At 68.8% G+C, this 20,922-nt stretch carries 20 protein-coding genes and 1 pseudogene; 3 read left to right on the plus strand and 18 right to left on the minus strand.

The window, feature by feature from the left end; translation table 11 throughout:
- From G6039_RS26160 to G6039_RS26245, 18 genes are all read right to left on the minus strand, one after another.
- Positions 1 to 1,007 (minus strand): hypothetical protein (locus tag G6039_RS26160; RefSeq protein WP_241258912.1); only part of this gene is annotated, 1,007 nt, incomplete at its 3' end.
- Positions 1,008 to 1,164: 157 nt separating this feature from the next.
- Positions 1,165 to 1,698, minus strand: coding sequence for a DUF4913 domain-containing protein (locus tag G6039_RS26165; RefSeq protein ID WP_017681376.1), 534 nt, complete (start codon positions 1,696 to 1,698; stop codon positions 1,165 to 1,167).
- Between the two features lie 2 nt (positions 1,699 to 1,700).
- Positions 1,701 to 3,692 (minus strand): type IV secretory system conjugative DNA transfer family protein, encoded by a 1,992-nt coding sequence (locus G6039_RS26170; protein ID WP_017681377.1) that lies wholly within the window; start codon positions 3,690 to 3,692, stop codon positions 1,701 to 1,703.
- 15 nt (positions 3,693 to 3,707) lie between these two features.
- The gene (locus G6039_RS26175; protein WP_026137918.1) at positions 3,708 to 4,256 is read right to left on the minus strand and encodes a hypothetical protein; all 549 of its coding nucleotides are present in this window, start codon (positions 4,254 to 4,256) and stop codon (positions 3,708 to 3,710) included.
- Positions 4,257 to 4,270: 14 nt separating this feature from the next.
- Positions 4,271 to 5,902, minus strand: coding sequence for a M23 family metallopeptidase (locus G6039_RS26180; RefSeq protein WP_043802638.1), 1,632 nt, complete (start codon positions 5,900 to 5,902; stop codon positions 4,271 to 4,273).
- On the minus strand, positions 5,899 to 6,213 hold the full coding sequence (locus G6039_RS26185) for a hypothetical protein (RefSeq protein ID WP_043802635.1): 315 nt from the start codon (positions 6,211 to 6,213) through the stop codon (positions 5,899 to 5,901). Before G6039_RS26185 ends, G6039_RS26180 begins: the two co-directional genes overlap by 4 nt.
- A complete protein-coding gene (locus G6039_RS26190; protein ID WP_043802631.1) occupies positions 6,210 to 7,964 on the minus strand; it encodes an ATP-binding protein in 1,755 nt (584 codons plus the stop codon). The genes G6039_RS26185 and G6039_RS26190 overlap by 4 nt, the downstream gene beginning before the upstream one ends.
- A 19-nt stretch (positions 7,965 to 7,983) precedes the next feature.
- Entirely contained in the window at positions 7,984 to 9,489 is a 1,506-nt protein-coding gene (locus G6039_RS26195; RefSeq protein WP_043802627.1) for an SCO6880 family protein, read from the minus strand.
- Positions 9,486 to 11,069 carry a hypothetical protein gene (locus G6039_RS26200; RefSeq protein ID WP_010596724.1) on the minus strand — a complete coding sequence of 528 codons (1,584 nt, stop codon included), beginning with the start codon at positions 11,067 to 11,069 and terminating at the stop codon, positions 9,486 to 9,488. The genes G6039_RS26195 and G6039_RS26200 overlap by 4 nt, the downstream gene beginning before the upstream one ends.
- Positions 11,060 to 11,902 carry a DUF8175 domain-containg protein gene (locus tag G6039_RS26205; protein ID WP_010596725.1) on the minus strand — a complete coding sequence of 281 codons (843 nt, stop codon included), beginning with the start codon at positions 11,900 to 11,902 and terminating at the stop codon, positions 11,060 to 11,062. The genes G6039_RS26200 and G6039_RS26205 overlap by 10 nt, the downstream gene beginning before the upstream one ends.
- The gene (locus tag G6039_RS26210; RefSeq protein ID WP_051009426.1) at positions 11,899 to 12,507 is read right to left on the minus strand and encodes a DUF8175 domain-containg protein; all 609 of its coding nucleotides are present in this window, start codon (positions 12,505 to 12,507) and stop codon (positions 11,899 to 11,901) included. The genes G6039_RS26205 and G6039_RS26210 overlap by 4 nt, the downstream gene beginning before the upstream one ends.
- Positions 12,504 to 12,875 carry a hypothetical protein gene (locus tag G6039_RS26215; RefSeq protein ID WP_010596727.1) on the minus strand — a complete coding sequence of 124 codons (372 nt, stop codon included), beginning with the start codon at positions 12,873 to 12,875 and terminating at the stop codon, positions 12,504 to 12,506. The genes G6039_RS26210 and G6039_RS26215 overlap by 4 nt, the downstream gene beginning before the upstream one ends.
- A gap of 13 nt (positions 12,876 to 12,888) precedes the next feature.
- A complete protein-coding gene (locus tag G6039_RS26220; RefSeq protein WP_010596728.1) occupies positions 12,889 to 13,182 on the minus strand; it encodes a hypothetical protein in 294 nt (97 codons plus the stop codon).
- Positions 13,183 to 13,210: 28 nt separating this feature from the next.
- Positions 13,211 to 13,783, minus strand: coding sequence for a DUF6668 family protein (locus tag G6039_RS26225; RefSeq protein WP_010596729.1), 573 nt, complete (start codon positions 13,781 to 13,783; stop codon positions 13,211 to 13,213).
- Entirely contained in the window at positions 13,780 to 14,553 is a 774-nt protein-coding gene (locus G6039_RS26230) for a hypothetical protein (protein WP_043802621.1), read from the minus strand. The genes G6039_RS26225 and G6039_RS26230 overlap by 4 nt, the downstream gene beginning before the upstream one ends.
- Positions 14,550 to 15,629 (minus strand): DUF8176 domain-containing protein, encoded by a 1,080-nt coding sequence (locus G6039_RS26235; RefSeq protein ID WP_010596731.1) that lies wholly within the window; start codon positions 15,627 to 15,629, stop codon positions 14,550 to 14,552. The genes G6039_RS26230 and G6039_RS26235 overlap by 4 nt, the downstream gene beginning before the upstream one ends.
- Before the next feature lie 103 nt (positions 15,630 to 15,732).
- Positions 15,733 to 16,857: an insoluble domain protein gene (locus tag G6039_RS26240; protein ID WP_072636226.1), complete on the minus strand. Its 1,125-nt coding sequence runs from the start codon at positions 16,855 to 16,857 to the stop codon at positions 15,733 to 15,735.
- A 34-nt stretch (positions 16,858 to 16,891) separates the two neighbouring features.
- Complete coding sequence (locus G6039_RS26245; RefSeq protein ID WP_051446176.1) at positions 16,892 to 18,571, minus strand: cutinase family protein; 1,680 nt, start codon at positions 18,569 to 18,571, stop codon at positions 16,892 to 16,894.
- Positions 18,572 to 19,465: 894 nt separating this feature from the next.
- Here G6039_RS26245 and G6039_RS26250 point away from each other — a divergent pair.
- The 3 genes and pseudogenes from G6039_RS26250 to G6039_RS30850 all read left to right on the plus strand — a co-directional run.
- Positions 19,466 to 19,903, plus strand: a complete 438-nt coding sequence (locus G6039_RS26250; protein ID WP_206531359.1) for a helix-turn-helix domain-containing protein — start codon at positions 19,466 to 19,468, stop codon at positions 19,901 to 19,903.
- Positions 19,904 to 20,070: 167 nt separating this feature from the next.
- Positions 20,071 to 20,277 carry a toxin-antitoxin system gene (locus G6039_RS26255; protein ID WP_139311051.1) on the plus strand — a complete coding sequence of 69 codons (207 nt, stop codon included), beginning with the start codon at positions 20,071 to 20,073 and terminating at the stop codon, positions 20,275 to 20,277.
- 303 nt (positions 20,278 to 20,580) lie between these two features.
- Positions 20,581 to 20,922: pseudogene (locus G6039_RS30850) on the plus strand (hypothetical protein); the annotation flags it as partial.

Here is a 20,922-nt window from a genome sequence, read left to right on the forward strand (position 1 = left end):
CTGTGAGTCACTGTGAGAGGTAACTCGTTGATCACTACGCGATGGCCCACCCGCAGAGCGGGAACGACACGCCGCGGACCTGGACCGATGCCCTCAGCCGATTCCCACCACTCCCCGGGACTTACCCTCGCGATGCGTACGAGATCTACGTATGTGCCGGCATCTCGCCATGCGAGCAGTACCCCACCGTGCTTGTCGATTTCAGGGTCTGTCACGGCAAGCAGAACACCTGATGGCGAGGGCAGCGTTCCGTCCCACTCGTCACGTGGCATGTCGTCGTGCAGGATCTTCTGTGCAGCGATGCCATCTGCGAAGAACAGGTCGTGGCTGCCTTCGTCTTCGACGAATACGTGACCGGCCGCGGCGACCGCCTGTACCCAATACAGCATCGACCAGTTCCGCGCCAACAGCGTCATGTACGGACCCGGGCCGGTTACCCCGTAGCTGCGGCACGAGTCCGCCAGCAGCCTGCCGATCCGGGTTCCATTCGACTCGAGGTAGGTGCGACTCTGTTTCTCCAACAGCAGCGCCGGCGCGAGCACCTTCAACTCGTTCTGCGCCCTTCGTGTCAATGCCTCCACCACCTGCGGCATCGCCGCCGCAGTCAGCATCGACGGCGTGAAGGTTTCGGTAGGTACTGTCAACAGCTTGGCGTTGACGACTGCGTTCACCGGCCACGGCGTCAGATCATCGACACCGTGCCGTTTGGCTAGGGCGTGCGCCACGCGGGCAACGGGCTTGCCATCGGCGAACCCATCGCGCACCGTGTGCCTCTTCACCAGCGGCGGTTTTCCACGACCTCGGACGCCGCGCCCCCTGCTCGACAGCGATTGTTCCCACACGACCGTGTCCAACGACAACGTCGGCAACCCTGGCATTGTCTTCTTCAGTTCTGCCAGCATGTCCAACCAGTGCGGAGGATCCCGCAGCTCTTCCGAATCATGTCGGGTGACAACCTCAGCGAACACGTCTGCCCGAGCCGATTCCACTTCGGCGACACTCACCATTGCTACTACACCTCAGATCGACGATCACAAAAGACCTTCGGATCCTAAGAGGGTGCTATCGGCAGTGGGCCGGTGCCCGGCTCGGGATGCTTCTCCGCGAGTTTCTGTTGGGGCTCGTCAGTCTCAGCCCGGGGCCTATTTGGGTGCTCACTGCCTTCTAGCCGTAGTAGTTGAGGATGTTCTCGATAACGTTGGAGGGAACCGGGTCGGCGGGCATGGCCGGCCAGCCCATGAAGCTTCGGTCGGCTTTGGCGTTGGCCATCGGTCCGGTGTCGCCGTCGAGGATGACCCGCAGGTGCGGTTCGAGGTGCTGGATCCACCACGAGGACATCGCAGACATCGAGTCCGACACCCGCGCTTCCTCCCAGGCCTGGTGCAGGGCGGTCAGTCGGGCGACGACCTCCGGATACGCCCACCATCTCGGGTCCCAGGACAGCCCACCGTCGTTGTCGCTGATCCGGCGGCGGATCACTGGCAGGAAGAAGCCGTTGACCCACTCGATGACGTTGGCGAACTTCGGCTCCTTCTTCTGGGGTGAGTCTGTCTCGTCTTCGTACTCGTCGGCGGGCTCGTCTGTCTCGTCCTCGTCCGTGTCCTCGTCCGGCTCGTACTCGTCTTCGTACTCATCACCGTCGGGTGCTTCGTTGCTGGTGGCCCACTCGTCGGACGCTGCGGTGTTGACCTCGACCATGTTCAGTCCTTTGTCAGAAACTCGGAGCGGAAGAGCCGGTCGGCGCGAGAAGTCTCGGGCGTGGGCTCGAGGGGAATAGGTGCAGTGTCGGCCTGTTCCTCGGACGGCACCACCATGTCGGCAACCACAGCAGGCCGTTCGGATTCACCGACGGGCAGGGCTTTCTGCTGGGCGGGGCCGAGCTGCTTGCTTTCCTGCTTGGACTGGCGGATCTCCTCGGCGAACGGCGAGTCCCCCCAGAACGCTTTGCGGACCAGGATCGGGGTGGAGCCACCGATCGTGACGAGGGCGCGGGTTTTCGGCAGTGCTCGCAGGTCCCGCTTTTCGAAGATGGTTTCCTTCTGCCAGCTGCTCGACACGCTGGCCTGACTGCTGGCGAAGAAGCCGGCGGGGCGACTGCGGGATTCGGTGTCGACGTAGTGGGTGCCGACGGCATCGACCAGGCCGGACAGGAATGCGTCGTCTTCGACGTTGCCGCCGTACCAGATCACGCTGCACGCATCGACCATGGCTTTGAACGCTTCGCGGCCCCAGACCTTCTCGCCCTGGGAGGGGGACTGGAAGAAGGTGATGAGGATGATGCCGCGGCCACCGAAGTGTGAGTACCAGCGGGGCAGGTCCTCGATCTTGCAGATGTTGGCGGCCTCGTCGAGCACCGCCGTCAGCGGGAGCGGCATCCGTTCCGGTTGCTGCTGCTCGGAGTATTCCTCGGCGCAGGTGAGGATCTGGCCGACCAGGGCACTCGAGATCGCCGAGGACGAGCCGGGCCCGTCCTTCGACATCGCGTACATCGTGTCGGTGCGCTTGACGAACTCGTCGGCGAGGAATTCCGGCAGGTCGTGAACGCGGCGGCCGGGGGTGACGGTGACCTGGCCGTTCGTGTCGGTGCCGATGACCACCCGGCGGTTCGGCAGGACCGCGTCGGCGTAGCGGGGTTCGTCCAGCGGGGACAGGAAGCGGCGGGCCATGTCGTAGAAGCCGTCACGTTGTTTGGCGTTGACGGCCTGCTTGCCGCGCATCGTGCGGGCGAGTTCCGGGTAGCCGTGCTGCTCGAGCACCGCCGGGGGGATCTGCGATTGGGTGTGGGTCAGCCACTCGACCACATGCCGGATGTCCCCGCCGGCCAGGGCGGCGGCGAGCAGGTAGGAGGCGAACAGGTCCCGGGCGTTGCCGTCGAAGTAGGCATCGACGCGGGCGCCGGCGTCGGTGGCGGCGGAGATGAAGTAGCCGCACACCGCCGCAGCAGAGGGCAGGTCGGTGACGGTGCGCAGCGGATCGAACCAGAAGCTCGCTCGCTGCTGCCGGTTACCGGTGGTCACCCCTTGCAGGTCGAACACCCACACCCGCCCGCTCTGGCGGCGGAGACCGACGGTGTGCGAGTACACATCGCCGCGGTTCGAGGCCACCAGCGCCGCCCCCGGGGCGTGGCAGATCGCCGGGATAGCGAACGATGCGGACTTACCCATGCGGGCGCCGGCGAACGCGATCGCCACGAATTCCCAGGTCATGCGCAAGGATCGATTACCGACCACGGTATGGCCGAGGGGGATACCGAGATAGCCGGGATGGTTCTTCGAGATGGTCGGGGCGAGCCGTTCGGTGGAGGCGGCGAGGTACTTCGGGTCGGCCTCATCGACTTCCCGCGGGTCGACCATCGTGCGAGCGAGGCGGTCGATGCGCTTTTCGAACTGCTTGCCCTGCACGGTCTCGATGACACCGAACCGGCGCAGCACCCACCACGCGAGTACGGCGAGCACCGCCAGCAGGACCAGCTCGACGCCGAGGACGATGGTTGCCCCGGCCGGCCAGCTCGTCGACCCGAATGCCAGGGCGAACAGCAGGCCGATCGGGTTCCAGGTGGGATCTTGGCCCCCGCCGGTGTTGTAGGCGATCGTCGGCAGATACGCCGCCACAGCGACGAAGGGGAACGCGGTGAGGAACACCTCGTCCGCACTGGAGGAGGTGCGGGGCCGGTCGCGTCGGGTGTGTGTCATCGTCGTGTGCCCCTTCTACTGCTGGAAGCGGTAGTCGGTCAGTCGCCACCCGTCATCGGTGCGGACGGTGGTGGTGCGCCACAGCTGCGGGGTCAGGCGGGTGCTGCGCCCGCCGGCGTGCAGCACCGTCTGAGTGCAGATCACGTCGATGACCACGGTGCGCATCCCGGCCGGGGCCGCCGGGGTGGTATCCGAATGAGCGCAGACCGCCGTCACCGCGTCTTTCGCCGCGGCCCACTGCTGCCAGTCGGCATCGGACCGGACTTCGGCACGGCTGCCGGATTCGGCGACGGCGAGCAGGTCCCCCCCGAGATACGGCGTGGCCCGGATCAGGGCGTCGGCCTTGCTCTCGTCGATCGCCGGCTGCCAGGACAGGATCATCTGCATGGCGGTGATCGCAGTGTCGTCGGCGTCGATCTGCTGGGGTGAGAGCGGCTCGATCACCTGATGGTCGTCGCTGCCCTCATGCACGTGCTGGTCGTCGGGGGTGTCGCTGCCGCAGCCCGCCAGGGCGACGGCGGCCGCGGTGCACACGGCCGCGACGGTGACTCGTGTGATCCTCACGGGCTTGCCTTCTTTCACTGGTTGCTCATCGCCCGGTACTGCGGTTCTGCGGCGATGATCTTGTCGGCGTAGGGGCGGGTCTGCACCACGTAGTCGGTGTGTCCGGTGGGGAACCCGCCGGAGTTCAGGACGGCGCCTTCGCCTGCGTTGTAGCCGGCCAGATACAGCTCGGTGCGCCCGTTCGGTGCGCTGACCGTGCCGTCGTCGATCCAGCCGTCGATGGTGTCGGCGATGGTGCACATGTAGTGGCCCTGGGCCATGACGGCATCGCCGATGCTGTTCACATCGACCCGGCCGTCGCCGTCGTAGTCCTGGCCGTAACTCGCCCAGGTGCCCGGCATGAACTGCGCCGGTCCCATCGCTCCGGTCACCGACACCGGCGCAGAGTCTCCGTGGCGAAAGCCGTTCTCGGCGGCGAGCTGGGCGGCGATCAGCGACGGTGTGATCTGCGGGCAGATCGACCCGGCCCGCTCGAGCCACGCCGCGTACTCGTCCGGCACGGTGCCGTCGGCGAGGTAGTCGCCCACCCCTTCCCCGGAGATGAGGCAGTCGGCGGCCGCGGCGGTGGCGTTGCCGCGGCCGCCGGGCAGCGATCCCCACGACACCAGGGTCTCGTCGGTGCCCTGTCCCCGGACGGACACGTGCACGTGGTCGTAGTGGTTCTCGGTCTCGCTGCCGCGATCTTCCATCAGACTCGGGGCACCGCCGGCGGGGTAGTAGGTCTGTCGCCAGATCACGTACTCGACGTCGAAGAACTCCGCATTGGCCAGGATGTAGTCGGTGATCTCGTCCCCGAGGGCCACCCCGTCGCCGGAGCGGTGGTTCGGGATCATCACATCCACAGCCCGGCCTTCGGTGTGGTCGGTGGCGTAGCCGCCGTCGGCGCGCCACCCGCCGAGGCCCGCGATCCGGTCGCCGAACGTCAGTTGCATCGCCCGAGCGAGTTTCTTCGCATCGACCTGCAGGCCCTGCTCGGAGCCCGCCGACAACGGCAACGGCTGCGCCCGATTCCCCTGGGACGGGGCCGGCGGCACCGAGGTGGTCGGCCCGGCCGAGGACTGTCCCGGTGCGGGGGCGGAGTCGTAGTACGGCAGCGGATCCACCGCTTCGGTGCCCCAGCCGCCGGGCCAGAGTTCCCAGTGCAGGTGCGGGCCGGTCGATTCCCCCCGGTTGCCGAGGGTGGCGATCTGCTGACCGGCGCGGACCTGCTCACCGGCGGCGACGGTGTAGGTGTCGATGTGTCCGTACACGGTGGACACCAACTGCCCACCCTGCACATGGTCGAGGACCACCCACTGCCCGAACCCGGAGGCGGGGCCGGCATGGCGCACCACCGCGTCCGCCGAGGCGTAGATGGGGGTGCCGATGGCCCCGGCCAGGTCGATGCCCTGATGCTGGGTCCCCCACCGCTCACCGAACCTGGAGGTGAGGGTGACGGCGGAGGGATCGACCGGCTTGAGGAACGAGCCCCTCGGGGCGAGCCGGTCCCCGGACCCGAGGCCGGAGCCGGGGCCGAGGCAGGTCGTGCCGGTCTGACGGTCTTCCTCGTCCTGGATCCCCATCACGAGCACGAGGAGCAGGAAGAACGGAATGAGCGTAAGCGCCAGGATCAGCGCGATCAGCCCGGTGCCCCCCTTGTCGGTCACCGCAGGCTCAGATCCTCGGCGGCGACTCCGTGCTTGCGTGCCAGCGCCCGGTTCAGCTCCTGTGCCAGCGCCAGCTCCGCTTCCAGGGCGGCGACATCGCGTGCGGTGCGGCGGGGGCGGCGGCCGGAGCGGTTGACCCAGCCCCGCACCGTCGTCTCGGCCACCTCCAGCTGGAGGGCGGCGGCTCGCGTGGCGGCGGTGAAGCTGTCCCCGGCCTGCATGCGCTGAAGGACCGCCTCGATCGCGGCCTCGCGGGTGCGCTCGTCGACCAGGGTGTATCGGCGGCGGCCGGGACGTTGACGCCGGCTCATGCTGCGAACTCCGTGTCCCGGTCTTCGTCGGCGGCCCGCAGACGGGCATCGGTGTCGTGAATCCCGGAATCCCGTTCTGCCTGGGGCACCCACACCTTGAACGGGGTGCCCGGTGTCGCACCTTCACCGAGCTTGAGCAGGAAATGCCCGACACCGGCCGCGGTGCGCTTGCTCTCGACTGCGCCGGTGCCGTCGTCGCCGGAGCTCGTGCGGCGCGCCTGGCGCAGCGCCTTCTTCTCCTCCACCGAGGAGGTGCTGTCGTTGGCCCAGCCGGTGACCATCGCGCGTTCGGCCTGCGAGAACGTCATGAAGTGAGCGAGGCGGTCGAGTTCGGCCTCGGGGACCGGGCCGACGATCCGGGCGCGGGAGCGTTCGATCATGCCCAACGCCCCGACCTTCTCGAAGTCCGCCAACGAGTGGGTGACCAGCGTCAGCGCCACACCCATCGACCGCTGCAACCGCTGCACCGCATCCAGGCGCGCCACCGCCGAGCTGCCGGTCGCGATCACCTGCCACACCTCGTCCAAGATGATGTGCGCCGCGATCGACTTCGCGCCGGGCACCTGGTTGTCGGCCAGGATGTGCGCCGCCTCCACCGCCGCGAACGCCTCGTTCCAGCCGGCGAGCAACACCGCGGCCCGCATCAACTCGTCCCCCGGCGGCACCGAGGACATGTCCAGGTCCACCATCGGCTTGGCGATATCGATCCGCACGGTGCTGTGCCGGTTGAAGGTCTCCCCGAACCGGCCCTTGACCAACGCGCGCAGCGAGCGCAACAGCGGTTTGATCTGACCGCGGTATTCCTCGTCGGTGTCGGCCACCGCGTCGTCCCTCAGCTCGTCCGGGCCGGCGGCGATCAGCGTCAGCAGGTCCTCGATCCGGGCCGCATGAGCGTTGTCGAACTGCGAGCCCGGTGCGTAGAGCAGCCGGATCGCCGAGGCCAGCAGGGTTTCCTCGAAGTCCTTCAGCGGGCCGCGGCGGACGATCTCGAGCAGCGCGCAGAGCATGTTGAGCTGGCGGGCATGCAGCGCGAACTCGGCCTTCTCCCGTTCGAGGGAACCGGCGGGCAGCTGCTCGATCGCGTCGCCGATCGGGCCGCGGCCCAGCGGGTTGATCGCGCCGGTGCCGTAGCCGACCTCGCTGACCTGCCCGCCGACCTGCTCGGCGAGTACCCGCAGGTCCGGCTTGACGTCACCGGGCACGAGCACGAGCGTGCCGCGGGCGATGTCGCCGAGGGCGATGCGGCGCAGCAGGGTGGATTTGCCGAAGCCGTTGAGGGCGCAGATGAAACAGGACGGGGCGGTGATCGCCTTCATCGTCCAGGCGTAGAGCGGATCGAACCCGACTGCGGCGCCGGTGGTCAGGTGCCGGCCGAGCGGGGTGCCCAGCAGCGGGGCCTTCGCGCCGACGATCCACGGGTAGATCCCGGCGACCTGCACACTCGTGCCGCGGTATTCGACCGGGGGCATCACCGTGGACATCCGTCCCCCGCCGGGGCCGTCGAATCCGCGGGCGTCGAGATCGGCGACCTGTCGGTCGAAGCCGTCGGTGTTGATTCGGGTCAACCGCTCCACCGTCGCCCGGCGACTGTACTGGCGGGTGACCAGGCTTTTCTTCCATGCCTTCTTGAGTCCGGTTGCGGTGGCGGCCTGCTCTTCGAGGCGGGAGAGCTCGTCGTCCGGCAGCAGAGTCTTGGCGATCTTCTCCGCTGTGAGCAGCCGCGACGATCTCGTGGCGTTGCGTGCACTCATGCCTATAGCCCTTTGCGTGTCAGTTGCTGAGGAAGCTGGGAATGGTGGTGTGGTCGGGGGCGAGGACCCCGACACCGAGGCAGGCCGCGAACGCTGCGGCCTGCCAGCACCAGGAGCGGCGGATCGTCAGTCGGCTCTGGCGCGAGAGGTCTTCGATGAGGGCGTCGATCTTCGGCACATCGGCGCTGCCGGCCGGTTCGGTGACGGTGATGAGCACCCCGAAGCGCACCATGCCCGCACCGCGGGCCTGCTCCATGCGGGCTTGCGAGGTGGCGGCGACCTCGATCTGCGACTTGGCCGAGGCGATCGAGCCGTTCTTGAGCGAGCCGCCGTGGGCCTCGGCCATCGCGTTGCGGTAGTCGCGGTCGGCGATGTCGGTGGCATCGCCGGCCGAATGCGGCCGGTAGAGCACCGACACCCGCTTGAGCGGCACCGCCTCGTTCGGCGCCAGCAGGCGCGCCAGCACCCGTTCGGTCACCGCGCCCTTGGGGGCCTCGCGCATCTCCCAGGTCACCGAGACTGCGCCGTCGTGGACGTATTTGCCGCCGTCCGGGCTTTCGTGGGCGGTGCGGGGACCGCAGTCCTCCCAGGTCAATCCGGTGCCGTCGCCGGAGTGCAGGCCGGTCTCCACGTCGACGAGCGAGGCCGGGTCGTAGGAGCGGCGCACGAACGCCATGATCTCGTCGGCGTCCATCGGTGAGCACGGCACACCGGACCGTGCCGCGGCCGCGGTCAAGCCGGGAAGCCGGCGGCCGAGCTCGACGGCCTGCTCGGAGGGGTCCTGCCTGCGCTCGGTGGTCTGGGCCTCGAAGGTGATCGCGATCCGCGCAGCCAGACGGATACCGCCCGTGGTCAGCCCGGTGGCGAGCTGGTAGGCCGCGTCGCGGGCCAGCTGCGGGGCATCGGCGCGGGTGTTCTGGTGGACCGTCTCGTACAGCTCGATGCCGGTCTCGGGCAGGGTTTCGACGGTGGTGACCACCGCGAGGATGTCCGAGGTCTCCCCCGCCGCGGACAGGAACTGCGCCCAGTTGCCGACGTAGTGGTCGATCACGTCCTGATCGACGGCCTCCGCACCCTGCGGGTAGGCGTCGAAGACGACCGTGTAGGCACCCCGGCTGGGCATGTGGATCATCCCGAAGGTGCGCCCGTCCGAATCGATGCCCTCGTACAGCTCGGTGTCGGCGAGCACCCCGGGCAGCCGGTACGCCCGCCCCGGGACGCGGGAGAACGTGCCCGAGGCGTAGGTGTGCTCACCGCGACGGCGGCCGCGCCAGAACTGGAATCGCATCAGTGCCCTTTCGTAACCGGAACGCCCGTCACGGGAGATGACCAGGGGGATGAAGCAGGCGATCATCGGGACCGCCAGCAGCACGGTGACCTTCAGGCCGAAGAACAGGCCCGTGATGATGACCAGGGCCGCAGCGGCGATCGCGGCGATCGAGGTGCCGAAAGTGGCCCCGAGAATGCCGGTCTCCCGAGGCCGGCGCCAGTTGCCGTAGGTGTTGTAGGTCTTCTCCTCGCTCACTGCTCGAAGCCCCCTCGGTGGAACTGCCGACCGGCACCGGACGCCACCGCGGCCGCGGCCGCCGCATCACCGGAGGACCCGCCGCCGGGAGTGCCGGAGGTGTTGCCGCCGGGCTGACCATTCCCTCCGCCGCTGGGGGTGCCCTGCTGGTTGCCCTGCGGAGCCGCGCCGGCACCGCCACCGGAGGGGGTGCCCTGCTGGTTGCCGGCCGGTCCCCCGCCTGCCGTACCGAAACCGGACGGTGCGCCGCCGGTCTGGGCGCCGCTGGGCGGGTTGCCCATGCTCGTCGACGTCGACGACGTGGTCGCCGCTCCGGACGCTGCGCCACTGGCACCGCCGGTGGCGATCATGCCGCCGACCTTCGCGCCGACCGCCGCCGCACCGGCCGCGGCCGCCATGCCGCTGCCGCCGCCACCGAGGGCGCCGACGTTCGGCACGATCAGCCGCATCAGCGCCGGGAGCACCAGGGCCGCGGCGCACAAGGTGATGACCCCGGACAGGGCCATGAACCCGTCCCCGTTCTCGGGGTCGGTGATGGTCGGGGTGGCCTCGAGGAACAGGATCGCCGAGACCCCGATCACGAACGCCCCGACCGGCTTGACCAGCAAGAACGCGATCGTCCAGGCCAGCATCTTCTCGAATGCCTGGCTGCCGACCTTCGTGCCCCCGGCCGCACCCGCGATGGGCAGTGCCGCCGCCATGAGCACCAGGATGCCGGTGCGCAGCAGCATCAAAAACGCCATCATCAAACCGCCGAGCATCCCGATGAGGCCGATCAAGAACAGCAAACCGACACCGGCCGGACCCGCATAGAGCTGGATCGTCACCATCGCTTCGGCCAGGCGGGACGGATCGGAGCCGACCGCACTGCCGATGAACCACGCCGACACCTGATCGGCCAGACGGGTGCCGAGCACGATCATCGTCGTTGCTCCCCCGGCGAGCACCACAGCGCGGGCCAGTTGTTTCAGGCCCTCTTCCGAGGTGTCGCGGATCGCCCCCGAGCGGGCCAGCGCCAGACGCCCGCCGAGCAGGATCAGCGACAACGACAAGGCGGCGACCTGGATGTAGAAGGTGTAGTCGTTGACCGTGGCCACGGTCCTCTGGAAGGTGTCCCCGTCCATCTCGGTGCCGGTGATCCACCACCCGAGAGCGAACTTCAACACCGCCACACCGGCATTGCCGATCCACAGCGCAGTCTTTTCGACCGCGCCGGCAGCGGCGTCATTGATGCCGTCCTCGATCGCGCCCGTTCCGGCATCGACGACGTTGCCAGCTGCGTCCAAGCAGTCGGGAACGTCTGAATCGGTGAACATATCCACGGCTCCGCTGATGGCAGCCCCAAGAGGGTTGGCACAGGTCGCACCCCCGAGACCGGTTTCGAGCCAGTCGAATCCCGAGTCCTCGTCGGTCTGTTCCTCGACCTCGGTGCTGTCGATGCTGCCGCCGGACGAGTCCCCGGACGGAGCGGTGTCCTGCGCGTATGCCGCACCCGCTGCGCCGATACCGACGACCGCAACGGCGCAGATCACAGCGAGCAGCCGAAGAATGCCGGTGAGCAGGCTGCGGTTCACCACCACTGCTGCCACCCTTCGGACGACATGGGCTCGAACTCGCCACCCAAGGCGGGCGAATCCAGTTGGACAACCCATCCGGTGCCCTCGCGCCACACCACCGGGATCTTCGACACCCTGATCTCGGTGGCCCCGCTCGGCCGCTCGACGGTGGCGCCGAACTTCACCAGAGTCAGATCCGGATGGAAAGTCACGTTGACCATCGGCATCGCCCCAGTCGGCGTGTTGTCGGGAAGCTTCACTGTCGACAACTGACCGGTCGGGTCCGACACCCGGCCTGCTTCGGTGAGCATCTTGACCCGGTTGTCGCCGGCAGCGAGGTACCCGAAGTAGTGGGCCGCGGCGAGCGCCGCTCCCTGCGGGGTGCGCGCGAACCCGGTGGCCACACCGCTGTCGGTGAATCCGGTGGGGCCGTCGGAGGTCGAGAACGGAAGATCCATGTTGCCGTGGATGCGCTGGAGCATCACCCCACTCGGTGCCTGCTCTGCGGGCCGGTTCCCGGTGGCGAGGGCGTCGGACAGGATCACCCCGTGGGGGTCGAGCGGCACGTAGATGACGCGGTGGAGCTTGTCGAAGACGGGTTCCGGCATGAACTGGAGGTCTTCGAGTCGGGCGGTAGCCCCGTTGTCAGTGGTCGGGTCGAGCGAGACCAGCGGTTCGGCATCGTCACCGCGGAAGAGCATCACGATGCTCAGCACGAGACCGACGACGACAATGACGGCCACCGCCGCCAACCCGATGGTGAGTTTCGTTGCTGCCGAGGCGCGCTCGTTCTCGGCGCCCTCGAGTGAGGAAGTGTTCGTGTCCCCGGTCTGGCCGGTGGTGTTCTGCTCGGTCACTTGCGGGTCTCCTCGAGGTCGACCAGCTCCGACGGCAGCGCGTCGAGGGCGGTGATGGTGGCGGTGTCGTTGCTGGGCAGGTTCAGTCGCCAGTCGTCGTCGATCCACACCACCTGGGTGGTCGCGGAGGCGAGCGAGTTGTCGGAGAACCGCTGGATGACGTCGACGGTGGCGGCGGTGTCGCTGTAGTCGGCGAGGGTGTAGCCGACGATGGTCGGCACCGTCTCGGGGTCGGTGCCCGACATCTCCACCAGGGCGCGGTGGGCGGCGTACAGGTCGCGGCCTTCGCCGGGGGCGGCCACCCCGGCCAGGATCGTCGGCCAGGTGCGGTCGGAGGCGGTGGCCAGCTGCACCGACTGGGTGATCGCCGCCAGGGCCGCGCCCTGCGGGGTGTGGCTGAACCCGGCGAAGGGCTCCCACTCGCCGCCTCGCGGTCCGTCGGTGGTGCCGATCGGAACCTCGATGCCACCGACGGTGACCCACCGAGCGATCTGCGGCGGGTCGGTCAGCGACACCGCGGTCTCGGTCGTCTCCGATCCCCCGCAGCTCACAGCCACCAGCGCCACCGCGACCACCACGGCCCGCGCCCACCGACGCCTCCTCATTCGTTCTCCTCGTTGTCGGGTTGCTGCTGTTGCTGGAGCTGTTCGAGCTGGTCGATGACGGTCGGGGAATGGCCGCCTCCGAGCTGTTGGGCTTGGGGCCCCTGTGCGGTGGCCAGCAGGATCGTGGCGAGGGTGGCGGCCACGCCGCCGGCGAGGAGCGCGCCGATGTTCGCCGCGACGAACTCGGCCGCGGTGGGGGATTCGAGGCCGGCGCCGTGCTTGTGGTCCCACGCCAGGCGTGCGCCGACGAAGATCACCTTGGCCACACACAGGAGGAAGACGATCCCGGCCGCGTAGCCCAGAAGCGTCTGGAACCCTTCGAGGACGTCGGGGGGTGGGCTGACCACGCCCTGTGCGGACACCTGCATCGCTCGCCCTGCCTTATGCCGCGCTGGTGACGGCGCTGAGGATCTGGTTGGCGGAGATGGCGACGATCGCCCCGACCAGCGATCCGACGAGCATCTTCGGTGAGTCCCCCGAGCCGTGCTGCCACTTCTCCCACGCGAACTTCCCGCCCGAGAAGATCAGGGCCGCCACGCACGCGAGCGTCACGCCCCACAGCAGCCAGTTCAGCAGCTTGAGCAGGCCGTTCGCGCCCGGCGGCACCTCCGGGTTGATGTCGAAATTCACGGCGCCTTGCGCGAGAATCGCGGTGTCCACGACTGTCTGGAACATGCACATGTCCTTTGCTCGAAGGTGCTGGCTACTGCCCCGACCACACGGTCGGCAGGGCGGATTGGATTGCCGTGACGATGCCGACGCCGGCAGCGATCACGTCCTCGGGAACTGCGATCACGGCTCCCTTGGTGTGAATGGGCACGCCGTCGAAGGCGCGCCAGGTGGGCAGGCTCGACCGGGCCGCCGAGGCCAGGAAGCGATGCCAACCGATCACCCAGTGCGCCGGCACCGCACCAGTGACGATCGAGCGCAGCTGACGCACCTCCTTCGGGGGCTGACCGGGCGCGTTCGCGACGGTGACCAGGCCGAGCAGCTCACACGCCAGATTCCGGTTGCGGTGCTCGAGGATCAGATCGTGGGCGCTGGACAGGCCCTGGATGGTTTCGCGGCAGACCACCACCACATACGGCGATTCGGTCTCCCGGGCGTCCCCGCACGGCCACTGGTGATTCGCGTCGCCTGCGAAGTCCCAGTACTGGGCGAGGGTGGAGACCCCGGCCCCGCCGTGCGCGCCGAGCAGCCACACCGCCGGTCCGGGCGCAGCCACCGGATACGGATCGACCCTCACCTCGACGCTGATGCGTTCGCGGGTGCTCATGCCAGCTCCCCCGCCCCGGCCTGGTGATCGGTGTCGTGGCGGCCGGCCTCGATGCGGCCCAACGTGTCGAGCACGTCGGTCCAGGCGTCGATCGAGGCGACCGACAGGCGGCGGTGATCGACGGTGCCCGGCCGCGCCAAGGTCACATCGAAGGTCACTTCGACGAAGCCGGCGACCCGTGGGGCCAGGTGCTCCCGGATCGGTGCCAGATCCACCAGGCGGTGCGGCATCTGGTGCGAGACCGACACCACCGTGCGCGCCAGCACGCCGCGCCCGTAGGTGCCGATGAGCCATTCGAGACCGACACGCATCCGGGCCAGCGGTTCCGAGCGGGCCGGGGCGACGATCACGATCGCGGCCCCGGCCTCGAGCAACGGGGCCAGACGCCGTGAGCGCAACGCTGTTCCGACGTCGTGGATGCGGGCGAGATGCCGGTCGGCGAGCAGGCTGTCCACCAGCACTGTGTCCGTGGCGTCGCCGTGACCGACGACGACGGCCCCGGCGCTGCTGACGGCCATGCGCGAGCCGAGCTGGCGGATCGCCCGGGCCGGGTCGATCGGTTCGACGCCGACCCGGTCGAGCAGGTTGCCGCCGCCGAAGGTGCCGTCGATCGCGGCGACGTCGGCGCCCAGGCCCAGGCGCAGGGCGGTGGCCAGGCCGAAACAGGTCGTGGTCGCGCCCGCTGCGCCGGAGCCGGCCACCACGATGACCGAGAGATGTTCGGGCTGCTCGATTGTCGGGCTACGACGAAAAGCAACAACGTTGTTCATCGGTTCTCCACGTTCGCGATCGTCAACCCGCCGTCGGCGGGCAGGGTGGTGATCCACTGCTTGTGGATGCCTTCGTCTCCCACGGGCGGGAACTTCAGCAGCACATCGACCGACCAGCGGTTCGGGTCCTCGGTCGGCAGCACGCTCACGCAGTGCTCGGTCCCGACCGGAACGGCGTCGATGAACGACTGAATATCGGTGCCCGGCAGGACCATCAGGTCCGCGACGGCCTTGCCGTCCCGCTCGACGTAGTAGGCGTACTCGAACGCCTGGATCACCGCAGGGCCGGAATCGCGGCCACCGGGACCGTTGCCGACGACCCGACCCGGCTCGGTGACCGGGGCGCACCACGCCGGGGCCGCCACCGCCTCGGTCGTGGTGGGGGCGGCCGACGACGAGGCCACTGCGGTGACCGGCGGCAGCGGCGGTGTCTCCGGCTCGTCGGTTCCCCCGCTCATCACGGTCACCACCACCGCGGAAACCGCTGCCAGGGCAGCCACACCGCCACCGACGAACATCCAGGTCCGGGACCGGTCCGAGCCCGTCGTGGCGGCCGCGGGGGTGCTGTCGGTGACCGGCAGGGCGGCGGCCTGCTCGACGACCTCGGGCGCGGCCGGGGCGCGGCGAGGAGCACGGCTGCGACCGATCGCGGACTTGAGTCCCCCACGGGTACGGTCTGAAATCACCAGTGGACCCCGCGGAATGTGGGCGCGGAACCACTCCGGGGCCGCAGCATACGGATCCTCTGCTGAGGCCGGATCGTCGTGGTGAGCAGCGGGATCGGCGTAGCCGGTTGCCGCGGGAGCATCGTGGTCGGCGGAAATGTAAGGGTCCTGGGCCGCAGCAGGTGCGGCCAGGATCGCGGTATCGGCCTCGACGATCGGTTCGAGGTCGGTCTGGATGACCGCATCATCGTCGGCACCGGACGAATCGGGGACGGAGGCAGCATCGACCAGCTCGAGCTCCGCCGCCTCGACCGTGGCGCTGTCGATGGTCTCCTCGGGGATCGGGAAGTACACCGATCCGGTGTCGGTGTCGTCGGTCGGAGTCGGCTCCGGCCCGTACCGCTCGGTCACGTCCGGGAAGAGTTGTCCTCGATTGCCGGTCGACAATGTGTCCTCCGTCGTCGGGTGGTGGGGGCGGAGCTACCCGCCCCCACCGGCGAGATGGTCGGGCAGGTCAGGCCGGGTTGATGCCGTCCGCGGCCGCGGACGAGATCATCTCGGCGGCAGTGCCGAGCGAACCGTCGAAGAACATGGTCAGCACGGTGTCCGCTCCCGCGACGACACCGTCGCCACCGGGCTGGACCTTCACCCACTCACGGACCTGCGAATCGACCTGCGGAGCTGCGGTCACGACGCTGCGCACGGCGTCGGCCGCGGCCTGCCCGACCGGACCGGAGGACTGCCACTGCTCGACCGTGGCGTCGGCCCGCTCGGTGAGCGCCTCCTGGTGCACATCCGGCAACTCGACCTCGATGGGCTGGCCCTCGTCGTCACCGGCACCGAACGCGGTCCCGGCCGCCAGACCGGCCGCGCCACCGACCACCGCGCCGGGGACCGCGCCGACCGCAGCGCCGATCGCTGCGCCCGCCGCGGTCCCGGCCACCCCGGTGGTCACCGCGGGCAGCACCGGAATCGGCAGCGGCACCACACCCCCGGCCGCAGCCCCGGCGATACCGCCGAGGGTGCCGCCGATCAGCGCGCCGGGAACCGCCCCGGCCGCAGCACCCGCTGCGGCACCGGCCACCGTCGCACCGATCTGCGCAGCAGCGACCCGATCGGCGCGGCCGGCATCGACACCGACCGACTTGTAGAACGTGGCCACCTCGGAGCGGATCAGACCGGCGGTGTTGTTGGTGCGTTCGCGGTCGTCGTCGGTGACCCAGTTCGGCTGGTTGACGTGGATATCGCCGATCATGATCTTCTCGGGCGGAGCGAGGTAGATCGGCTCCGGGGTGACCGGCTGCGGCGCCCGCAGCGTCATCGGGTCGATCGGCGGCGGGGCGGACTGCCGCTCGTAACGGTTGGTGTCGTAGTTGTAGTCCGGCAGCGGCGCGTACTGACGCTGCTGCGCGGGAGGCGGGGTCCAGTAGATCTGCTTGGCCGGAGGAGCCGGGGCCGGCTTCGGGGCGCTGGTGGTGCCGCCCTGGGTGGACGGGGCCGGGGTGGTCACCCCGCCCTGCGCGGGCAGCTCGACCGGAGCGGCCGAGGCCAGCCCCGACCCTGCTGCCACGATCGCTGCGGCCGTGGCGGGCACGACGCTCGCCTTGGCAAGCCGCGAAGCCCTGCGATGTGTGCTCATGATCGCTTCTCTCTCGTGTGTGTCGGGGCGGGAATCAGTTGAGTGCGGCGGCCGAGACGCCGCCCTGCTCGAGCACCGTCGGTCCCGCATCGACCACCTGCGTCGTGGTCGCGGTCGGTGCCGAGGTGGTGGAGGCGACCGTCTGCGACGGCGTGGTCGAGACGTTCTCGGAGGTGGTCGTCGGCCGCGCCGTAGTGGTGGCCGAGGTGGTGGGAGCCGCCGACGTGGAGGCCGAGGAGGTGGGAGCCGCCGACGTGGAGGCCGAGGAGGTGGGAGCCGCCGACGTGGAGGCCGAGGAGGTGGCGGCGTCGAGGTCGGCTGCGACCGCGGCGAGCCAGGACGCGACGAATCGTGTCGGGGCCTGCCCGCTGGCGGTGGCCGGGACCGACCCGTAGGAGCCGTGCTCGGCGGCGACGTTGCGCAGCGTCGTCATCGCCACCAGATCGAAGGCGTCCCGGTTGGCCTCGATCTCGTTCGCCACGACCTGGAACGCCTGGCGCACGAGCCGCTGCGAGGTCGCCGGCGGAACCAGCTCGGGCAGCACACCGACCGTCTTGGCGGCGAGCACCCCGAACGCTGCGGCGGGGTTGGCCAGCCCGACCGCCGCGACCGCCGCGATCGTCTCCGGGGTGAGCACCTTCTTGGCGACCGTGACTGCGGCGTTGAGGCCGATCAGACCGACCTTCAGCAACGCCGCGGTCACGTCCTGCCCGGTCGGGGGTGTGGCCCGCGGATCGGAGGCTTCGGCCAGCCGCTGCGAGATGGTCTTCTTCGGCTGGATCGACACCGCCTCGAGGGCGTTCTTCGGAGCCGCAATGTCCTCGTTGACCACGTCGACGGCGGTGGTGAACGCCGTCGAGGCCAAGGCCCGGCCGACCGTGGCGACGGCGACGAACGGATCACCGCCGACCTCGACCTGCCCGGCGACGTTGACCACCGCCCGCACGATCGGCGCGTTCGCCGGGGCGTCGCACGCCAGATCACCGGTCTGGCACCAGGACGACACCCGACCCGACAAGCTGCCGTAGTCCTTGGTCAGATCGGCGACGGGGCCGATGCCGCCGCCTTCCGGGGCGGTGAACGCCACCGACGACAGCGCCTTCACCGTCTCGCCCGTGGTGTCGGGAACCGGCGACGGGGAGCTCTGCGAGGTGCCGGGGAACAACCCCGATCCGGCGCTGCGGGTCGGCGCGCCGAACAGCGCACCGGCCGCGACCACGCCGGCCGGAACGACCCCGGTGCCCTTGCCGACCGACCGCAGGAAGTTCGAGGCGGCATGAGCGCCCTGGGAGTAGCCGACCACGGCGAGCTTGGCCGACGGACACTGCTCGAGCACCTTCTCCGCAGCCAGGGACAGGTTCTCCTCCCCCGCGGTGACGGACTTGATGTACGACCGGCTACCCCCGGGGGTCAGGCCCCCGAACGATCCCGGATACGGCACGTAGGCGCGATCGACGCTCGCGCCCAGCTCACGGGCCTGATCGAGCATCGGTCCCATGATGTTCGACAGCATCCCGGTGTCGACCTTCACCGGCGCATCCGGTGAGGACTCCGTGGTGCCCTGCATCCCCAGGACGTACAGATCCGGGCACCCATCGATCAGCCCGTCGAGCCAATTCGTCTGCGCGTGCACCGGGACCAGACCACCCACACCAGCCAGAACCGCAGCCGTGGTGACGACGGTGGCCACAGTCCGCGTACCCCAACCCTTCATCTCTCTCCCTCCCGAACAGCCGTTTCCCAACGCCAGCAGTCATTCCTGTTTGTTCCGAGAAGGGAATGGGGACAGCCAGATACGGCGCAAAGCGACCTTCGGAGAGAGCGGTTGCTTCGACTCCGGAGTATGGGTCCGTTGTCGTTGGGGTGCCAGGCAAGGTTCCGGGTTGACGGATCCCGGATCGGTCGCCTTCGCTTGGATCTCTTCAGCCGTTGCGGCGGGCACTCGACGCACCGGCTGTGCGGACTCGTGTGCGTGGAGGGGCTCACGTGAGAGACCCATTCGCCGACAAGATTGACGCTGCACAGGAACCTATGCAGCCTTTGCTGGTACTGAGCACGACGTCGCTGTTCACGATCCGGGAGTGCGATCAAGACTTGGCTGCCCTCGGGATTCGGGTTGAGCGGGGCCGCTGACCCCAGGTCGACGGAGCAGCGACGACCTGAGGTCAGCGGGTGCAGTGGACGCGGCGCGAGGGGTCGCCGGCCACAGTTCGGAAGCGGGTACGACCGATCGCACCCTTCATTGAGTGTTGGGCGCAGGTGTTCGGCACTCGGTGGTACGCGCAAGTTGATTCCCCGGGGTTCCGTAGCTGGCTCTGGGTAGAGCTCCGCCAATCGCGTCAGTGCTACGTCCGAAGCCGACCACGACAGACCTCGGGAAACCCCCGGAAGGGGCGCGAGCGGATCGTAAGCAAGAGCGGCGCGTTCGCGCAACACGGCGGGCCCTCCCCCTCCTCGGCGCAGCACCTTCAGTGCGGGTCCTGGAATTGACCCGTAGATTAGCACCTCAGAATTTTAAACACTAGCGCTACGAGGGAACGAGAAGGGGCGAGACAATGGGCGGCGACAGGAGGATCCAGGGCAGGGAGTGGAGTTGGCTCGAAGCGGCATGCACGGCTTCAGTGGCGCTCGCCTGCGCAGATACCGCCAAGCGCTCGACATGACGATGGCTGACCTCGCTGATGCCGCGGAGGTCTCGGAAGCGACCGTCTCGGCTTGGGAGACCGGCCGGGCCGCCCCTACCCCGCCCTTGTTGAAGCGCGTGGCCGACGTCTTGCGCGTCACCGTCCCGGACCTTGCTCCGATCCAGGAAGGCCGGATGACGCTCAGCGATTTGCGCGCTCTGGCTGGCCTCACGCAGGCAGAAGCAGCCCGAGAGCTCGGCATTTCGGCCACCGTGCTCGGGCGTATCGAGAAGGGCCGCAAGGACTACGACAAGGATCGGGTGGCGAGCATGGCCAAGCTTTATGGGGTGAAGTTCTCGGTCGTTAAGGCAGTCTGGGAGCGCGACCGTGCGACACGCCAGGAGTACATCCGACGTCTGTAGATTTCATCACTAAAATAACTCCACACGCATGCCTCGATCAGTAAAGGGTCGATGTTGCACTGGATGACTTCTGTTGCGAACTGGGGGCGTGTCGCTCCCCTTCTTCCGAACCAACCTGGGACAAGATCAAGGGCGTTCGGAAGCAGTGACGAGGAAGGGCCGACACCATGCCTACGCCAAGCAAGGGGCCGCGCAAGGAAGTGAAAACCCGCGTTCCGGAAGATGTCCGCGAAGTGCTGGAAGTGATGGCAGCCAATTCCGGTGCCAGCTCACTCAGCCAGTACGTAGCGGACCTTCTCTCCAGCCTCGCCGGCCGTCCGGACCTTGTACGAGAAATCCACCAGGAAGTGATGCCGATGCCGCTCTCCGCATAGAAAAGTGCGGCGGGGTCCTCCGCCGCACCAGCACATAGCCGAAGCGGTTACTACAACTGAAATGCGAAAACCCCCGGCGGGCAGGCCGAGGGCTTTCGTCTGAAGTTGGCGAGAACGAGTTGGCGCTCGTTCTCGGTACCGCATATCCCCGAAGGGACTGTCTTGCCGGACAGGTCTCAGGGTACATCGCGCCCTGAATCAGAGCCAACGATCGCTGCGCGTGTCGCCACTTTCACCGGTGACACCGCACCGAATCGTCACCTTTTCGACGTGTGCACGCGCCGTTGGTCGCCGCGTGCCCGAGTGCGGATCGACCCGGATCGCACCCACACGTACGCCACCACGATGGCCATGCCTAGCCAGGCGCCCGGATTTCCGTGGGCGATCTACCTGGCCGGCGCGGACCATCGCTACCGCCTGCTGGCGTTCGACCTCGACAGCGGGCGCCACGGCCCCGAGATCGCCCGCGCCGATGCCGACCGGCTGGCCGCGCAGCTGGCGGAACTCGGTGTTCCGCACCTGCGCACCCGGTCCGGGCCCACCGGCGGGCAGCACCTCTGGCTGCGCCTCGCCGCCCCCGGCGCCGGCGCCGACGACGTGCGTCGCCTCGCCCACGCCCTGCGCCAGCACTACCCCAGCCTCGAC

The organism is Rhodococcus aetherivorans, from assembly GCF_011058165.1.
Classification (GTDB): domain Bacteria; phylum Actinomycetota; class Actinomycetes; order Mycobacteriales; family Mycobacteriaceae; genus Rhodococcus; species Rhodococcus aetherivorans.

Coding starts and splice junctions, on each gene's coding strand:
- G6039_RS26230 (WP_043802621.1), bottom strand. CDS start 14,553: ATGAACAACGTTGTTGCTTTTCGTCGTAGCCCGACAATCGAGCAGCCC.
- G6039_RS26210 (WP_051009426.1), bottom strand. CDS start 12,507: ATGAGGAGGCGTCGGTGGGCGCGGGCCGTGGTGGTCGCGGTGGCGCTG.
- G6039_RS26245 (WP_051446176.1), bottom strand. CDS start 18,571: ATGAAGGGTTGGGGTACGCGGACTGTGGCCACCGTCGTCACCACGGCT.
- G6039_RS26185 (WP_043802635.1), bottom strand. CDS start 6,213: ATGAGCCGGCGTCAACGTCCCGGCCGCCGCCGATACACCCTGGTCGAC.
- G6039_RS26220 (WP_010596728.1), bottom strand. CDS start 13,182: ATGTTCCAGACAGTCGTGGACACCGCGATTCTCGCGCAAGGCGCCGTG.
- G6039_RS26250 (WP_206531359.1), top strand. CDS start 19,466: ATGCACGGCTTCAGTGGCGCTCGCCTGCGCAGATACCGCCAAGCGCTC.
- G6039_RS26240 (WP_072636226.1), bottom strand. CDS start 16,857: ATGAGCACACATCGCAGGGCTTCGCGGCTTGCCAAGGCGAGCGTCGTG.
- G6039_RS26190 (WP_043802631.1), bottom strand. CDS start 7,964: ATGAGTGCACGCAACGCCACGAGATCGTCGCGGCTGCTCACAGCGGAG.
- G6039_RS26255 (WP_139311051.1), top strand. CDS start 20,071: ATGCCTACGCCAAGCAAGGGGCCGCGCAAGGAAGTGAAAACCCGCGTT.
- G6039_RS26170 (WP_017681377.1), bottom strand. CDS start 3,692: ATGACACACACCCGACGCGACCGGCCCCGCACCTCCTCCAGTGCGGAC.
- G6039_RS26225 (WP_010596729.1), bottom strand. CDS start 13,783: ATGAGCACCCGCGAACGCATCAGCGTCGAGGTGAGGGTCGATCCGTAT.
- G6039_RS26165 (WP_017681376.1), bottom strand. CDS start 1,698: ATGGTCGAGGTCAACACCGCAGCGTCCGACGAGTGGGCCACCAGCAAC.
- G6039_RS26215 (WP_010596727.1), bottom strand. CDS start 12,875: ATGCAGGTGTCCGCACAGGGCGTGGTCAGCCCACCCCCCGACGTCCTC.